This window comes from Cupriavidus sp. C2SS-8b, assembly GCF_057073745.1.
This window is the reverse complement of record NZ_CP172717.1, coordinates 2159817-2177683: the sequence shown is the minus strand read 5'-3', so window position 1 is coordinate 2177683 and position 17867 is coordinate 2159817. Positions and strand designations below refer to the sequence as shown.

Genomic DNA, 17867 nt, shown 5'->3' with positions numbered 1-17867 from the left:
GCCATGACCCAAACCATTACGACCTACAACCCCAGCACGGGTGCCGTGCTGAAGACCTACGAAGGCTGGACCGCAGAGCAGATTGAAGCTTCTGTTAGCGCCGGCCATGCCGCCGCGAAGGCATGGGGCAAGCAACCGTTGGCGGATCGTGTTGCGGCGGTGTGCCGCTTGGCGGAAGAACTGCGTCGCCAGGCCAAACCGTTTGCGGAATTGATCGCAGCGGAGATGGGCAAGGTGCTACCCGAGGCGGCCGGCGAAATGGAGAAATCCGCAGTTACCGCCCTCTACTATGCGGACAACGCGGCGCGCATCCTCGCCGATGAGAAGGCCGGCATCGACGGGGTGGACGCGTGGGTCAGCTACGAGCCGATCGGCCTGGTGCTGGCCGTGATGCCGTGGAACTTCCCAGTGTGGCAGGTCATGCGTTTCGCTATTCCGGCGATCACGGCCGGAAACGGGGTACTGCTCAAGCATTCGCCCAACGTCACGGGTTGTGCGTTGGCGCTGGAGAAGCTCTTCCTTGACGCCGGGCTACCGAAGCATCTCGTTACCACGCTGGTCGTCGCCGAACCGAAGGTTCCGCAGGTGATCGATGGCCTGATCCAGGACGACCGCATCGCGGCCGTGACACTGACGGGGTCCAACCGCGCTGGTGCCGCCGTCGGCGCGGCCGCGGGCCGGGCGTCGAAGAAGTCGGTGCTGGAACTGGGCGGTTCCGATGCATTCATCGTGCTGGACGACGCCGACCTCGACAAGGCCGTGGCCGCAGCCGTCAAGGCGCGTTTCCACAACGCCGGACAGAGCTGTGTCTGCGCCAAGCGCTTTATCGTCTCGGAGGGTATTGCCAAGACATTCACCGAGCGATTTGTACAGGCCACGCAGGCACTCGTCGTCGGCGATCCGAACGAGGCCGCTACGCAGATGGGGCCGCTGGCTCGCCCCGATCTGCGCGACGCGCTGGACCAGCAGGTGCGCCGGTCGGTCGAAGCCGGAGCAGTGCTGCTGGCGGGTGGCCAGGCTGTGGCCGGGCCAGGCAACTTCTACGCGCCTACGGTACTTGGCAACGCCCAGCCCGGCATGGCTGCCTTCGACGAAGAGACGTTCGGCCCGTTGGCTGCCATCGCCGTGGCCAGGGACGACGCTGATGCTGTCCGCTTGGCCAATGCCACCTCGTTCGGCCTGTCGGTGAGCGTGTGGGCCGGATCGACCCAGCGCGCGCTGGCCGTCGCCAAGGGCGTCACCAGCGGCGCGGCATTCATCAATGCGATCACGGCTTCCGATGCGCGCGTGCCATTTGGCGGCACGAAGAAGTCGGGCTACGGCCGCGAGCTTGCCGCCGCGGGCATCCGCGAATTCACCAACGCCCGCACTTATTGGGCCGTGGCGTCTGCCTGAGCGTCCCTGACGTGTGCCCTGGCTGGTCCGGGGCTGCGGCCGATCGATTCGAAGCTGGCTCTACAGGGCCACACACATATATGCCAGCGGATCGGTAGGGAGAGCGTTCGTCCGCAGGATTCTCGCGGCGCGCTTCTATATGGCTTGGCTGGATTCGCCGCGCCAGTGCATTTCGAGCCTATAAAAAAACGGAGGAGAAGGTCGAATGAAGGGAAAGGTCTTTCTGGGCATCGCGCTGATGGCATCGGCCACACAGTCCCAGGCGCAGACGGCTTCAAACGTGACGTTGTACGGGGTCATCGACACGACGATTCGCTATTCCAACAATAATGCCGGGGACAAGAATCTGGCTGAGCTGACCGACGGTTACTTCAACGGATCGCGATGGGGCATGCGGGGAGCGGAGGACTTGGGCGGCGGCCTGCAGGCCATCTTTAACCTGGAGAGCGGCTTCGACCCCAGCACTGGTGTCTCGGCCCAGGCAACCGGCACGGCGAACTACGGACAACAGAGTACGAACAACCAGGGCCGTCTGTTTGGCCGTCAAGCCTGGGTTGGACTGAACCACGCCACCATCGGCCGCTTTACCTTCGGGCGCCAGTTCACGACCGGCTACGATGCATCCGGTCGGTTCCAGCCGAATGGCCATCCGAACCTCGACGCTGTCACCATCATCAACAGCTACACGGGGCCGCGTCAGGACAACATGGCCAAGTACTTCGGCCAATGGGGCGCGTTCACTGCAGGCGCCCACTATACCTTCGGTGAGGTCGCGGGGCAGGCCAAGCGCAGTTCAAGCTATGGCCTTTCCCTGGGCTATACGAGGGGACCGATGGATGTCGGGGCGTTCTGGCAACAGGCAAACGCACTCACTATGCCGGAAGCACGGAAGGTGTGGGGACTGGGCGGCGGCTACCAGCTTGGCATTGTCAAGTTGACCTTCGGGTACCTCAACAACCGGTTCGATGTGAGCGCACAGCGCAACGATGTATTTACCGGCGGCTTTGCGGTCCAGGCCTCCTCGGCGCTGACTCTGTCGGTCGCTTCGCACTACGATCATCAGAAGGATCCGGGCGGCAGCCGCATCATGGTCACGGGCGTTGCGGACTACAGCTTGTCCAAGCGGACCGACGTCTATGCCGAAGTGGACTTCAATCGGATTAAAGGCAACTATGCATTGCCGGGTTTCATGGGGGTAAAGGGAAGCAAGGTGGGAGGTGGCGTCGGTCTACGACATCGCTTCTGAGCGGGGCACGCTCGGCAACGACCGCAGACAATGCCAGAGCGGACACTGAATCTTATGAGGTCAGTGTCCGTTACTGGCCGAACCCGGCCTTCCGCAAAATTGCCGTGAACTCGTTTGGGTCGATGCGGCCAGCCTGCCCTGCCAGATCATCCTGACCTGCAATCTTCCCCCCTCTCTCAATGTCCACTTCTCAGTGGCCTCGTTTGATGCCTGATGCGTCGGCGCTCGCCCATCCTTCCGCTATCTGTTTTCAAGATATCAGGTGTTGGATTTCTTGATTTTACGATGGCGTGGGCGCTTTCTACACTGCTCCGAACAAAAGAAGCATACGGAGACAGACAGCGTGAATCCCTCACTTTCGCCACGTTGCGCGAAGCCCTGGCCGTGGCCAGCCTCTACCTTCCCCGCACGCTCGACAACGTCCGCGTCGTCGTGAGCGGCCCTCTGGTGCTGCGACCGCCTTTGCTGCAATAGGCGGCGCCACCGGGTAATTCCAACAAATACCGGGGCCGGCGCGCGACCAGCGTGCCGGCAAGCCGTGCCGCCTACCCGGCAGCACGCTGCCCCGATGCCATCGCGCCCGCATGACCCGCCGCCAACTCCGGCGCGGGCCCGTGCGATCGCCACGGCAGCACATAGAGGAGACACCTGTATGAGCTTGTTTCGAACCAAGAACATTGACGCCATGCTGGCGGACAGCCACGTTGGCGGCCTGAAGAAGGTACTCGGGCCGATCGATCTCGTGATGATGGGCATCGGCGCCATCATCGGCACCGGGATCTTCGTGCTGACCGGCACCGGCGCGCTGACCGCCGGCCCGGCGCTGACGGTGTCTTTCGTCATCGCGGCCATGGCCTGCGGCTTCGCCGCGCTTTGCTATGCCGAGTTTGCTTCCGCCATCCCGGTGTCGGGATCGATCTATACCTACAGCTATGCCACGCTCGGCGAGATCATCGCCTGGATGATCGGCTGGGACCTTCTGCTCGAATACGGCCTGGCCACCTCTGCGGTATCGGTGGGCTGGTCTGGCTATTTTCAGTCGCTCGTCGCCGGCTTCGGCCTGAAGCTGCCGGTGGCACTCACGGCGGCGCCAGGCGCGGTGCCCGGTGTCGAGACCATGGTCAACCTGCCGGCGATGCTGATCATGCTGGCGATCACCTGGGTGGTGTCGTACGGCGTGAAGGAATCGACGCGGCTGAATAACGTGATGGTGGCGATCAAGATCAGCGTGGTGCTGCTGTTCATCGCCGTGGGCGTGTGGCACGTGAAGCCGGTGAACTGGCAGCCATTTGCGCCGTTCGGCATGAGCGGCGTGTTCAATGCGGCAGCGCTGGTGTTCTTTGCCTTCATCGGCTTCGACGCCGTGACCTCGGCCGCCGAGGAAGTCCGCAACCCGCGCCGCGACCTGCCCATCGGCATCATCGGCTCGCTGGCGGTCTGCACCGTGCTGTACGTGGTGGTGGCGGCGATCATGACTGGCATCGTGCCCTTCGCCAAATTCGCGGGCGTGGACCATCCCGTGTCGCTGGCACTGCAATTCGCCGGACAGAACTGGGTGGCCGGCTTTGTCGACCTGGGCGCCATTCTCGGCATGACCACGGTGATCCTGGTCATGACCTTTGGCCAGACTCGCGTCATCTTCGCCATGTCGCGCGACGGCCTGCTGCCCGCGCGGCTGTCGTCGGTGCATCGCGTACATGCCACGCCGTTCTTTGCCACCTGGACCGTCGGCATCGTGTTCGCGTTGATCGCCGCATTCGTGCCGCTCAATGTGCTGGCCGAGCTGATCAATATCGGCACGCTCTCCGCCTTCACGCTGATTTCGATCGCGGTGCTGGTGCTGCGCCGCACGCGTCCCGAACTGCCGCGCGCCTTCCGCTGCCCCGGCGTGCCGGTGGTGCCGCTGCTATCGGTTGGCTTCTGCCTGTTCCTGATGGCCCACCTGCAGGCGCTGACCTGGATCGCCTTCCTCACCTGGCTCGGGATTGGTCTTGCGGTCTATTTCCTGTACGCGCGCCGCAATGCGGTGCTGCACGGCGCCACCCGCTAGCAAGGGCTGCCCGCAAGAAGCGACGCGGACACCACCATTCGCGATGGGGCTACCCGCCCCATCCAAAGCCGCACCGCACTGCAATCCAGGCGGTGTACCAAGGAAGGCAGGGCTACAGCCTTGCATTCCCTACGTCATGGAGAAGAGATTGAACGACCGTACCCACGCGGCCGCCGCCGTGCGCCTGTTCGGCACCGGCGAAGGCCTGTCCCACGAGCGCGTGACGCTCGCGACCGATCCGGAATCCGGCCTGCAGGCCATCATCGCCATCCACAGCACCAGACTGGGCCCCGCCTTCGGCGGCTGCCGGTACTGGACCTATCCCACCGAGGCCGAGGCGCTGTCCGATGCGCTGCGCTTGTCGCAAGGCATGGCCTACAAGAACGCGCTTGCCGGGCTGCCGTTCGGCGGCGGCAAGGCCGTGATCCTACGCTCGCCGGCGCAGACGGATCGCCAGCAGCTTTTCCGCGCTTTCGGGCGCATGGTGGAATCGCTGCGAGGCAGCTATATCTCGGCCGAGGATGTGGGCACGACGGTGGACGACATGCGCGCGGTCCAGGCCGAGACGCGCTACGTCAGCGGCCTGCCGCGCGACGGCGGATTCGGTGGCAACCCCTCGCCGTGGACGGCATACGGCGTGTTTGTGGGCATTCAGGCGGCGGCGCAGTACCGCCTGGACCGCAAGTCGCTCGCCGGATTGTCGGTGGCCGTGCAGGGTCTGGGGTCGGTAGGCTGGGATCTCTGCCGGCGTCTCCATGAAGCGGGCGCGACCCTGACCGTGGCCGATATCGATGCGGGGCGGACCACGCAGGCGCAACAGCAATTCGGCGCACGCGTCGTAGCGCCGGAGGCCATTACGGGCGCGGACGTCGATGTTTTCGCGCCTTGTGCGCTTGGTGCCGTCATCACCCCGGCCGTGGCCGAAAGCTGCCGCTTCCAGGTCATCGCCGGCGGCGCAAACAACCAGCTCGCCTCACTGGCCGAAGGGGATACCCTCCATCAGCGCGGCATTTTCTATGCGCCCGATTTCCTCATCAATGCCGGCGGCATCGTCAGCTGTGCGCGGGAGTACCTCGGCGGTGTCGATGATTCCGTCCTGCGCGACGAAGTGGCCGGCATCCGGGACCGGGTGCTCAAGCTGGCGCAACGCGTCGAGTCGACCGGCCAGGCGCCGGCACGTGAAGCGGTGACGTGGGCCCACGAGGTGTTGTCGCAAGATATCGTGTCGAACTGAACTGCCACCCTGGTCCGGGCGATACCCGGGCCGGTGCGGTAGCTACCGCAGGCGGCGCTCGCGACAGCGTCGCCTGCCCGGCATGCCAGTCAGCGCGCCATCTCCCGGGCATCGCCGACCAGTCGCCGCACTTCCTTCGAGACGATCGTATAAGCCTCGCCGGAAAGCGATTCCAGCCCGTTCCGGTCGATCACGATGATGCGGCCGCGCGTGTGCTCGATCAGCCGCAGATTCTGCAGCTTGCCCATGGCTTCCGTGACGCCTTCGCGGCGCACGCCGAGCATCTCGGCGATGCGCTGCTGCGTGATGCGCAGCTCGTTGCTCTGGAGCCGGTCCAGCGTCTGCAGGATCCAGCGGCACAGCTGTTCCATCAGCGTCCGGTGGCAGATGCATGCCGCGGTCTGGCCGACTTGCGTCAGCAGCAGCTGCATGTACCGCATGACCAGCCGTTGCATCTGCGGGAGCCGCGGATACAGCTCGCGCAGGTCGCCGGCGGCAATGCGCCAGCTTGTGCCCGGGTGGCTGACTTCGCAGCGCTGCGGCATGGATTCCGCGCCGGTCAGCGCGGGCAGGCCGATCAGGCCTTCGTTGCCGACCGCGGCCAGTTCCACGCTGGAGCCGTCCGCATGGAGCGACAGCAGCGAGACCACGCCCTCTTTCGGGAAGTAGACGTGCCGCACGCGCTGTCCGGCATCGCACAGCAATTGCCCGCCACGCAGCGCCACGGCTTCGAGATAAGGCTTGAGTGCCGCCCATTCCGATTCCGGAAGCTGACGCAACAGTAGGTTGTTGCCACCTGTCCTGTTCGAAGTGTCCATCCCGCGCTCCCCGTTTCCATGTTGCAAAGTTCCGATGGGTCCCTGCCGGTCTGGTGCCGGCCCGTGGGCACATTAGGCGCGTTCTGTACGACGACGAACATTGGCTGAAGGGCTTAGACCCCGTTTCACATGGCGTAAAGGTGTCTCCATTCGCCCGATGAAACGGGTCTCGGAGCCCCGCGTGCGGGTTGCGTCGAAAGGTTGAGCCCCAGCCAAAGGGAGGAGGCGGCACGCCGCCGGCCGCTCAGCTGCCGCACGCGTGGATCAGGAACTCCCGCAGCGCATCGGCGGGCTTTTCGAGCTTGCGGCCGGGCTGCCACAGCATGCCGACCTCCATGTCCGGCACCGCGTCGGCGATGGGCCGCGCGGCGATCTGCCGGCCTTCCAGCGACCATGGGCGATACACCATGTCGGACAGCACCGTGACGCCAAAGCCATGCGCGACCAGCCCGCGCAGCCCCTCCATCGAACTGGTGCGGAACGCGATATTGGGCGCCAGCTTGCGGCCGCGCCAGTACCGCAGCGTGGAGGCCTCGGCCTCGTCCACAGTGATGAGGATGTAAGGGTAGGCCGCGATATCGCGCAAGGACGGGCGCTCGATGGCCAGTAGCGGGTGCGTGGCCGACGTCCAGAGCTGGCGCCGCGAACGGATCAGCGTGTGACGGGCAAAGCGCTGCGGCCGCTCCAGGTTGGACAGCAGTCCGATGCCAAGCTCGATATCCCCCGACAGCACGGCCCGCTCGATCTCGGGCCGGTCCATGTCCTGCAGGTCCAGGTCGATGTCGGGGTAGTTCGTGCGAAAGCGCGCCAGCAGGCCCGGCAGGAAGTAGCCCAGCACCGTATAGGACGCCGCCAGCCGCACGCTGCCCTTGAGCCCATACACCTGAAAACGGGGCTCGCGCAGGGCATCCTCGACTGAATCGAGGATCTGCCGCGCATGCTGGTGGAACAGGTGGCCCTCGGCGGTCAGCGCCACGCCGTGCGGCAGGCGGTCGAACAGACGCACCGCCAGCCGCTGCTCCAGCGTCAGCACGGCGTTGGTAATCGCCGATTGCGACACATGCTCGGCGGTCGCGGCCATCGAAAACTGGCCTGTTTCGGCCGCCGCGACAAAGTAGCGGAACTGCCGCAAGGTGATTTCCTTGGCCAGCCGTTCCGGCGTCTCGCGTGCCTTTGCCATGGTCATTGCTCCGGTATTCGTTTGTCGGATATCAGCTCTCGGATTTCATGATTTTACGATAGCGATGGCGCTTCCTACACTGCCACGAATAACTTCGACATCCCCGGAGAGAGACACCCATGAATGCCCCGCTGCCACAAGCCCTGCGTGAGGCCCTGGCCAACGCCAGCCTGGACGACAAATACACCCTGGAAAAAGGCCGCGTCTACCTGAGCGGCACCCAGGCGCTGGTGCGCCTGCCCATGCTGCAGAAGGCGCGCGACCGCGCCGCCGGCCTCAATACGGCGGGCTTCATCTCGGGCTACCGCGGTTCGCCGCTGGGCGCCGTCGACCAGGCGCTGTGGAAGGCCAAGGCGCACCTGGCCGCCAGCGACGTGGTGTTCCAGCCCGGCGTCAACGAAGACCTCGCCGCCACGGCCGTGTGGGGCAGCCAGCAGGTCAACCTGTTCCCCGGCGCCACGCGCGACGGCGTGTTCTCGATGTGGTACGGCAAGGGACCGGGCGTCGACCGTTCCATGGATGTGCTCAAGCACGCCAACTCGGCCGGCTCGTCGCGCCACGGCGGCGTGCTGCTGCTGGCCGGCGACGACCATGCGGCCAAGTCTTCCACGGTGGCCCACCAGTCGGAGCACGTGCTGCTGTCCGCGGGCATTCCGGTGCTGTATCCGTCCAACGTGCAGGAATACCTGGACTACGGGCTGCATGGCTGGGCCATGAGCCGCTACTCGGGCCTGTGGGTGTCGATGAAGTGCGTGACCGACGTGGTGGAAAGCACGGCCTCGGTCGATATCGATCCGGACCGCGTGCAGGTCGTCCTGCCCGATGATGTCACGATGCCGGAGGGCGGCCTCAATATCCGCTGGCCGGATACGCCGTTGCAGCAGGAAGCCCGCCTGCTCGACCACAAGTGGTATGCCGCGCTGGCCTATGTGCGCGCCAACAAGCTTAACCGCGTCGTGCTCGATTCGCCCAACGCGCGCTTCGGCATCATGACCGCGGGCAAGGCTTACCTGGACGTGCGCCAGGCGCTGGTCGACCTTGGGCTGGACGACGACACCTGCCAGCGCATCGGCATCCGCGTCTACAAGGTCGGCTGCGTGTGGCCGCTGGAGGCGCACGGCGCGCGCGAGTTCGCGACCGGGCTGGACGAGATCCTGGTGGTCGAAGAGAAGCGCCAGATCATGGAGTACGCGCTCAAGGAGGAGCTGTACAACTGGCGCGATGACGTGCGGCCCAAGGTCTATGGCAAGTTCGACCAGCGCGGCAATGACGGCGGCGAGTGGTCGGTGCCGCGCGGCAACTGGCTGCTGCCCGCGCACTATGAACTGTCGCCGGCGCTGATCGCCAAGGCCATCGCCCGGCGCCTGGAGCGCTTCGATTTGCCCGAAGAGGTGCGCGCGCGCATTGCGGCGCGCGTGGCGCTGATCGAGGCCAAGGAGCGCGAGGCCGCGCAGCCGCGGCTCGCCGTCGAGCGCAAGCCGTGGTTCTGCTCGGGCTGCCCGCATAACACCTCCACGCGCGTGCCCGAAGGCTCGCGCGCGCTGGCCGGCATCGGCTGCCACTACATGACGCTGTGGATGGACCGCAACACCGACACCTTCAGCCAGATGGGCGGGGAAGGCGTGGCGTGGACGGGACAGATGCACTTCACGAACGACAAGCACGTGTTCGCCAACCTTGGCGACGGCACGTACTTCCACTCGGGCCTGCTTGCCATTCGCGCGTCGATTGCCGCGAGCGCCAATATCACCTACAAGATCCTGTTCAACGACGCGGTGGCGATGACCGGCGGGCAACCGATCGACGGCGTGCTGACGGTGCCGCAGATCGCCCACCAGGTCCTGGCTGAAGGCGCGAAGAAGCTCGTGGTCGTCACCGACGAACCCGAGAAATACGGCAATGGCGGCATGCTGCCGGCCGGCGTGACGGTATTCCACCGCGACCAGCTCGACCAGGTCCAGCTGGACCTGCGCGCTACCGAGGGCGTCACCATCCTGATCTACGACCAGACCTGCGCCACGGAAAAGCGCCGCCGCCGCAAGCGCGGCACCTATCCGGACCCGGCTCGCCGCGCGTTCATCAACGACGCGGTCTGCGAAGGCTGCGGCGATTGCTCGGTCAAGTCGAACTGCCTGTCGGTGGAACCGCTGGAAACCGAGCTGGGCACCAAGCGCAAGATCAACCAGTCGTCCTGCAACAAGGACTTCTCGTGCGTCAACGGCTTCTGCCCGAGCTTTGTCACTGCCGAGGGCGCGCAGGTGCGCAAGCCGGCTGCCGCGGGCGGCAAGGGCACGGGCGCGGATTTCGACGCGCTGCCGCTGCCCGTGCTGCCGGCGCTGGAGCGGCCCTATGGCGTGCTGGTGACCGGCGTGGGCGGCACTGGCGTGGTTACCATCGGCGGGCTGCTCGGCATGGCCGCGCATCTCGAACGCAAGGGCGTGACCGTGCTCGACATGGCGGGCCTGGCGCAGAAGGGCGGCGCGGTGATCAGCCACGTGCAGATCGCCCCGAGCCCGGCCGCGCTGCATGCGACGCGCATTGCCACCGGCGACGCGAGGCTCGTGATCGGCGGCGATGCTATCGTCTCCGCATCGGCGGACGTGCTGTCCAAGGTCCGCCACGGCGTGACTGCGGCCGTCGTCAACAGCGCCAACACGCCGACCGCCGATTTCATCAAGAACCCGAAGTGGAAGTTCCCGGGCGCCAACGCGGAGCAGGACCTGCGCGCCAGCGCCGGCGATGCGTGCGCGTTTGTCGATGCCAGCGCCTGGGCGGTCACGCTGCTGGCGGATGCCATCTACTCCAACCCGCTGCTGCTGGGCTTTGCGTGGCAGAAAGGCTGGGTGCCGCTGCTGCGCGACAGCCTGCTGCGTGCGATCGAACTCAACGGCGTGTCGGTGGAAAAGAACCGCCTCGCGTTCGAATGGGGCCGCTATCTCGCGCATCACGGCGAGGCAGCGGTGCGTGCCATGCTGCCGACCGCGCCGCGCGAGCAGGTGGTTGCCATGCCGCAGACGCTCGACAACCTGATCCGCAAGCGCGAAGCGATGCTGACCGACTACCAGAACGCCGCCTATGCGGGCCGTTACCGCGATGCGGTCGAGCGCATCCGCGCGGCCGAGCAGAAGCTGGGCGCCGGCCGCAAGCTGGCGCTGACCGAGGCCGTGGCGCGCAATCTTGCCAAGCTGATGGCCTACAAGGACGAGTACGAAGTCGCGCGTCTCTACACCGATCCCGCCTTCCTCGACAAGCTGCGCGCGCAGTTCGAAGGCGAGCCCGGCCGCGACTACCAGCTCAACTTCTGGCTCGCGCCGCCCCTGACGTCGAAGACCGACGAAAAGGGCCGCCTGCTCAAGCGTCGCTTTGGCCCGCGCACCATGTCGGTGTTCCGCTTGCTGGCCCGCCTGAAGGGTTTGCGCGGCACCGCGCTCGATGTGTTCGGCAAGACCGCCGAGCGCCGCGCGGAGCGGCAACTGGTTGCCGACTACATGGCGATGGTCGGCGAGTTCGCGCAGTCGTTGAGCCATGACCGGCTCGATACCGCGATTGCCCTGGCAACGTTGCCCGACGACATCCGTGGCTTCGGCCACGTGAAGGAAGGCAATATGCATGCAGCGGCCGCAAAGCGCGAGGCACTGCTTGCGCAGTATCGCGCGGGCGCACGCCTGGCGGCGTGATGCAAAGCGTCCGCCGCCTGTGCGGCGGGCGCTTTGCGCGGTGGCCACGCGGTACTGAGCCGCGCGCAGCGCAGCCGAAGGCGATGATGCGAAATCGCTCGCAGTGTCGGGCCACGGACAGGTTCGGGGCTGGTTCAATCATTGTTGGAGAGCCTGTATACGGACGCGCACCACGCGGCAGGCAGCCGGGCAGACTCTGAAGCGAGTACCCGTACAACACCCTCAGCACACTACGATCAATATTCGCCCGTGAGGGCAAGTAAACGCGTTTTTTGGTTACTTTTTGTCGCTCGGACAAAAAGTGACTCGACGGCTACGCCGGCGAAACAGCGGCGCCTGCCACGCCCAAGAACGTCATCAAATCCCAATCCCCCAATCCCCCGTGAACTAGAATCCAATCCAGTCCCTATTGGCCCACGCCCCCGCCGCCCAAATGGAAGACGACCCGATCCCTTCACTGAGCGCGCTACCGCAGGCAGCCAATATCGACGTCCCCCCCGCCCCTGACGCGTGGCAAAACGGCAACGCCCTGTACGTCAACCGCGAGCTGAGTCAGCTCGAATTCAACCGGCGCGTGCTGATGCAGGCCGCCGACCCCGACACGCCGCTGCTCGAACGCCTGCGCTTCCTGTGCATCTTCAGCAGCAACCTGGACGAGTTCTACGAGATCCGCGTGGCGGGCCTGAAGGAACAATGCCTGGTCCAGTCGCCGGTCAGCGGCCCTGATGGCCTGTCCCCGCAGACGGTCTACGACCTGGTGAACGCCCGGGTGCGCGAACTGGTCGCGCTGCAGTACCAGATGCTCAATGATGTCCTGATTCCCGCGCTCGCGGCGGAGCAGGTCTGCTTCCTGCGGCGGCCGACCTGGAACGCGGCGCAGGCGGAATGGATTCGCGCGTATTTCTTCAATGAACTGATGCCCGTGCTGACGCCGATCGGGCTGGACCCCGCGCATCCGTTTCCGCGCGTGCTGAACAAGAGCCTGAATTTCGCGGTGGAACTCGACGGCAAGGACGCGTTCGGCCGCCGCTCGGGCAACGCCATCGTGCAGGCGCCGCGTGCATTGCCGCGGGTTATAGCGCTGCCGCCTGAAGTGGCCGGATGCCGGCATGGCTTTGTGTTCCTGTCCTCGATCCTGCACGCGCATGTCGGGGAGTTGTTCAGCGGCATGACGGTGCGCGGCTGCTACCAGTTCCGCGTGACGCGCAACAGCGAGCTGTTCGTGGACGAGGAGGAAATCAAGAACCTGCGCGAAGCGCTGCAGGGGGAGCTGCCGCAGCGCCATTTCGGCGATGCCTTGCGGCTGGAAGTCGCGGACAACTGCTCGCCGCCGGTGATCTTGTTCCTGCAGCAGCAGTTCGGCCTGTCGGCCAAGGAGGTGTTCTCGGTCAATGGGCCGGTCAACCTGGTGCGGATGCTGCAGGTGCCCGAAGCGGTCGACCGTCCCGATCTCAAGTACCCCCCTTTTCGTCCGGGCTTGCCAAAGGGACTGCAGCCGCAAGCCGACATGTTCCGCGCCATCCGCGAAGGCGACATCCTGTTGCATCACCCGTTCCAGTCGTTTGCGCCGGTGGTGGATTTTGTCCGGCAGGCCGCGCAGGACCCGGATGTCGTGGCGATCCGCCAGACCGTCTATCGCGCGGGCCAGGATTCGGTGCTGTTGTCCGCGCTGACCGATGCGGCGCGCAAGGGCAAGGAAGTCACCGCAGTCGTGGAGCTGCTGGCGCGCTTTGACGAAGAGGCCAATATCGGCTGGGCCGCGCAGCTCGAAGAAGCAGGCGCGCATGTGGTCTACGGCGTGGTGGGCTACAAGGCGCATGCCAAGATGGTGCTGGTGGTCAGGCGCGAAAGCGGGCGCTTGCGGCACTATGCGCATCTCGGGACGGGCAACTACCACAGCCAGACCACGCGCTTCTACACCGATTTCGGCTTGATGACCTGCCATCCGGAGATTACGCAGGACGTGGCCAATGTCTTTGGCCAGCTGACCGGGCTCGGGCAGATCAGCAAGCCCGCCCATGTCTGGCAGTCGCCGTTCACCCTGCACAAGTCCCTGCTGCAGGCCATCCGGCGCGAGGCCGAACATGCGCGCGCCGGGCGCAAGGGCTGGATCATCGCGAAGATGAATGCGCTGCTGGAGCCGGGGCTGATCCAGGCGCTCTACGATGCCTCGCGCGATGGTGTGCACGTCGACCTGATCGTGCGCGGCGCCTGTGCGTTGCGGCCGGGCGTGCCGGGTCTCTCGGAAAACATCAGCGTGCGCTCCGTGATCGGCCGCTTCCTCGAACACTCCCGGATCTTCTACTTCCACAACGACAAGGCCGAAGACGTCATGCTCTCCAGTGCCGACTGGATGGACAGCAACCTGTTCCGGCGCATCGAAGTCTGCTTTCCGGTGCTGGACGCGCGCCTCAGGAAGCGGGTGATCGCCGAAGGCCTGAAGCCCTATCTGCGCGACAAGCGCGAGGCCTGGGAAATGGAAGCGGACGGGACCTACCGGCGCCGCCGTTCGCGCGAGGGCGAGTCCGCACAGGGATTTCTGCTGGCAAGCCTCACCTGAACGGGTGAGGCGCCGGCTTCCCTTCCGCAATACCTTTCAATCCCCTCCCAACCCCGCACAGATTACTGACACACCGCAAGGCATCCCCAAGCCGCAGTCCTAGAATGGCTGCCGGCTTTTCCCCACTTTACGTCGACGATCCATCACCGGACTGATTCGACGCTCGCTTCCCATTTCTTCGCCGGCATGGTTCGACTGCAACGACAACCTATCGCGAGGCGATCCTGTTTCCATGTCATCGCATCGATGTCGTTGGGCCGCGCAGGTTTTTTCCCCTTTCGCGCGACTGGTAGTCCATGGCGCAGGCCGCACCGATACGCGTCCGGACTGCATCAGAAATGTCTGAAGAATCGAATTCCTTCTATATCCGGTGGCGATGTGCCAAGCCTAGACTTTTCCACGCAATTGCCAGGATCCGCGACAACAGCGATGTCCCATCTCGCACCGGGTAGAAGACGCGCGCGGCGCGCGCGGAATTCGCATCAGCACAAGCCAGCGCGCAAGCCCGCCACGTCCTGATGCCACGCCGCCGGCCGGGACGGGATTGCCCGGCCAAATCGTGACGCTGCCATGCGCGCGGTACGCGCGTACCGCGCCGGCTTGCGTCGCCCGCGAATTCTTGCCACCCGTAAGGAAGTCATGGAAACAGAGGGAAACCGCCTGGGGCTGCATCTCGGTCAAGCGTTGTCGGCCGGCGCGTTGTGCATGTTCCTGCTGGCCGAAGCGGCACAGGTCGTCGACGTGGGAGGCGGCATGGCAGGCCGCGACCTCGCCGCGGAGCGTGCCACATGGCGCCTGCTCCGTGACGCATGGCCGCTGCTGTTGCCCGCGCTTGGGCTCAGCCTGGTCCTGGCGATCGGCTATGTGCGCACGCGCCGGCTGGTCGCGCAGCGCGTGAAGGCGGAAGCCAAGCTCGGCCATGAACTCGCGCTCAAAGAAGCCTTGCTGGCGAGCCTGCCCGAGCCCGTGGCGGCCAAAGGGCCGGACCTGCGCTACATGGAACTCAATCCGGCATTCGAGCGCTTCTTCGGCGTGGTGAAAGCCGATGCCGTGGGCAGGCATGCGCTGGAGGTCGGGCATTTGCGCGACCGGATGAGCGGCGAGCTCCTGGCCCTGCAGGATGAGGCCATGCGGACCATGGCGTCACGCCAGATGCATCTGCACATGCAGAACGCGGCCGGCCAGTTGCGGCGCGTGAACTTCTGGGCCTTGCCGTTCCGCAACCCGGATGGCACGCCGGGCGGCATCGTGACCGTGCATTTCGACGTGACGGACATCGATGAATCGCGCGAGCGCGCGCAAGCGTTCGAGCGCCGCCTGCAGGACGTGGTCGACAGCCTGCCCGTGACCGTGTTCCAGAGCCGCTTGCGAACCGGCGACCTGGACAGCGACTGGGACGTCACGTATGCCGCCGGCGATGGCGCGGGGCTGGGCATCGATACCGCCCGCGCGCTCGGCGCCGGCTCCCCGGCGCAATCGGGGGTCTGCCCGGAGGACCATCCGCGCCTGCGTGCCGCGATCCTGGAAAGTGCCCGCACCGGCCAGCCTCTGGATATTGCGGGACGCCTGAAGCGGGGCACGGAACTGCTGTGGATCCAGGCCCGCGCCACGCCCCGGCGCGAGGGGACCTTCACGGTGTGGAATGGCGTAATCCTCGACGTCACCGAACAGCATCGCCAGGCCGACGCGCTGCATGAGGCCAAGGACGCGGCCGAGTCCGCCCTGCGCGCCAAGGAAGGATTCCTCGCCATGATGAGCCACGAGATCCGCACGCCGATGAACGGCATCCTGGGGCTGGTGGAGTTGCTGCAGAACTCGGGGCTCGCGCCCGAGCAGCAACGCCTGCTCGCCCTGGCACAGGAATCCGGCCAGGCCCTCGCGCAGATCCTCGACGATATCCTGGACTACGCCAAGATCGAAGCCGGCCGCCTGGCGATCGTGCCGGCGCCGCTGGACTTGCGTGACCTTGTGGACAGCGTCGCATCGCTGCTGATGCCGCAGGCGCAGAAGAAGGGCCTGCAGATGCGCCTCTACGTCGGTCCGGAAGTCCCGGCCACGGTACGCGCCGACGGCATCCGGCTGCGCCAGATCCTGTTCAATCTGCTGGGCAACGCCATCAAGTTCACCGATCGCGGCAGCGTCGCGCTGCGCGTCGTGGTCGAGACCTGCGTGGATGACGTCGCTGCTGTGCTGGTCGAGGTGCGCGATACCGGCATCGGCATGGCAAAAGCCGACATGCAGCGGCTTTTCACGCCGTTCGTGCAGGCCGAGCGCAGCTCTACGCGCCGCTTTGGCGGCACCGGGCTCGGGCTGGCCATCTCGCGCAACCTGGCGGCCATGATGGGCGGCAGCCTGGCGCTGGAAAGCGAGGAGGGCGCCGGCACCACGGCGGTACTGCGCGTGCCGTGCACGATCCTGTGCCAGCGCTACGACCTACCATGTCTGCGGGAGCGCAAGGTGGCCGTCCGTGTGCGCGACCCTGACATCGCCCAGGCGCTGTTGGCCCATGTCCGGACCGCGGGCATGGTCCCTCTGGCGGGGCACGTCGACGCAGGGCAGGCCGCGATCGTGCTGGCCGATGCCGACCGCGGCCCGGTGCTGGCGGACAGCGCCGATCCGCGCCTGGTGCTGGTGACGACGAAGTGGAAGCCGCTCGGCTTCCGCGCCGATGAGCAGGACAGTGTGCGGCTGAGCGTGAATCCGCTGCGTTGGGCCGCGTTCCTCGGCGCGGTGGAGCGCGCGCTGGAACGCCAGGCGGCCGCGCCGGCTGTCGCTGGCGATGCCGGCCCCACGCATGGGACAGCCGTATCCGGTACCCGAAAGCGCTGGCGGATCCTCGTGGCCGAGGACCATTGCATCAACCAGGAAGTCATCCGGCAGCAACTCGAGCTGCTCGGCCACCTGCCGACCGTGGTGGATAACGGCGAGGCCGCGCTGCGGGCATTGGAGGCCGGCGCGTTCGACCTGGTGCTGACGGACCTGCACCTGCCGGTGATGGACGGCTTTGCGCTGACGCGGGCCATCCGTAGCAGCCAGGATGCCGCGCTGCGCGGGCTGCCCGTGGTGGGCATTACCGCGACCACGGTGCCGGAGGAGCACCAGCGCGGATTCGACGCGGGCATGAATGCGTGCGTGCTGAAGCCGGTCACGCTGGCCTCGCTGCAGGAAGGCCTGTCGGGCGCGATGAACGCGCGCGGCGGTGCGCGCGCGCCGATCGGCGCCGCTCGGCAGGATGCCGGCGACACGGGCAGCCTGCGCTTCGATGCCACGCTGGTGCGGCGCGAAGACCTGCTGGAGGTGCTGCATCCGGGCGGCGGCGATGCCGGGTTGCAGGCTTGCGTCGCGGCGCTCACGAGCGATCGTGAGACGCTGGCCGATTGCCTGGCCCGGGGAGCGATCAAGGCGTTAAGGCCGTGGTGCCATCGCATGCGGGGCGCGCTGGCGGTGTTCGGCCAGCCGCACCTCGACGAGATCATGGACCGCTTTCGGCGTGCCGTGCAGGCCGGTGACGTCGGCCAGGTGCGGGCCGCCAGCGTGCCGGTGCTGGCGGCCATCGCCCACCTGATCGAAGCGCTGGGCATGGACGACGGCGCCATCGGGCCCGCGCGCGGGCCGGTGCATTGCCGCGATTGCGAGGGTGCGCGCGCTGCCTGTCCCGGCGGCGGCAACCGGGGGGGCGGCGTTGTATCTGGAGATGGGGAATAGCG

The 17867-nt window shown here is 66.2% G+C and carries 9 protein-coding genes; 7 read left to right on the top strand and 2 right to left on the bottom strand.

The window, feature by feature from the left end; genetic code table 11:
* Nucleotides 1-3: 3 nt before the first annotated feature.
* The 4 genes from ACIGJB_RS26840 to ACIGJB_RS26825 all read left to right on the top strand — a co-directional run bounded on the left by ACIGJB_RS26840 (nt 4) and on the right by ACIGJB_RS26825 (nt 5925).
* Nucleotides 4-1395 (top strand): aldehyde dehydrogenase family protein, encoded by a 1392-nt coding sequence (locus tag ACIGJB_RS26840; RefSeq protein WP_483733005.1) that lies wholly within the window; start codon nt 4-6, stop codon nt 1393-1395.
* A 205-nt stretch (nt 1396-1600) separates the two neighbouring features.
* Nucleotides 1601-2641 (top strand): porin, encoded by a 1041-nt coding sequence (locus ACIGJB_RS26835; protein WP_483733004.1) that lies wholly within the window; start codon nt 1601-1603, stop codon nt 2639-2641.
* Between the two features lie 652 nt (nt 2642-3293).
* Nucleotides 3294-4691, top strand: a complete 1398-nt coding sequence (bcaP, locus tag ACIGJB_RS26830) for a branched-chain amino acid transporter BcaP (protein WP_483733003.1) — start codon at nt 3294-3296, stop codon at nt 4689-4691.
* A 136-nt stretch (nt 4692-4827) separates the two neighbouring features.
* Nucleotides 4828-5925: a Leu/Phe/Val dehydrogenase gene (locus ACIGJB_RS26825; RefSeq protein ID WP_483733002.1), complete on the top strand. Its 1098-nt coding sequence runs from the start codon at nt 4828-4830 to the stop codon at nt 5923-5925.
* Nucleotides 5926-6014: 89 nt separating this feature from the next.
* Here the strand turns inward: ACIGJB_RS26825 and ACIGJB_RS26820 are convergent, their stop codons facing one another.
* Both ACIGJB_RS26820 and ACIGJB_RS26815 read right to left on the bottom strand, forming a co-directional pair.
* Entirely contained in the window at nt 6015-6743 is a 729-nt protein-coding gene (locus tag ACIGJB_RS26820) for a Crp/Fnr family transcriptional regulator (protein ID WP_483733001.1), read from the bottom strand.
* Nucleotides 6744-6987: 244 nt separating this feature from the next.
* A complete protein-coding gene (locus ACIGJB_RS26815; RefSeq protein WP_483733000.1) occupies nt 6988-7923 on the bottom strand; it encodes a LysR substrate-binding domain-containing protein in 936 nt (311 codons plus the stop codon).
* A gap of 119 nt (nt 7924-8042) precedes the next feature.
* Here ACIGJB_RS26815 and ACIGJB_RS26810 point away from each other — a divergent pair, with 119 nt between their 5' ends.
* From ACIGJB_RS26810 to ACIGJB_RS26800, 3 genes are all read left to right on the top strand, one after another.
* On the top strand, nt 8043-11600 hold the full coding sequence (locus tag ACIGJB_RS26810) for an indolepyruvate ferredoxin oxidoreductase family protein (RefSeq protein WP_483732999.1): 3558 nt from the start codon (nt 8043-8045) through the stop codon (nt 11598-11600).
* Nucleotides 11601-12033: 433 nt separating this feature from the next.
* Nucleotides 12034-14160, top strand: coding sequence for a polyphosphate kinase 1 (gene ppk1, locus ACIGJB_RS26805; RefSeq protein ID WP_483732998.1), 2127 nt, complete (start codon nt 12034-12036; stop codon nt 14158-14160).
* A gap of 639 nt (nt 14161-14799) precedes the next feature.
* Nucleotides 14800-17865: an ATP-binding protein gene (locus ACIGJB_RS26800; protein ID WP_483732997.1), complete on the top strand. Its 3066-nt coding sequence runs from the start codon at nt 14800-14802 to the stop codon at nt 17863-17865.
* Nucleotides 17866-17867: the final 2 nt, after the last annotated feature.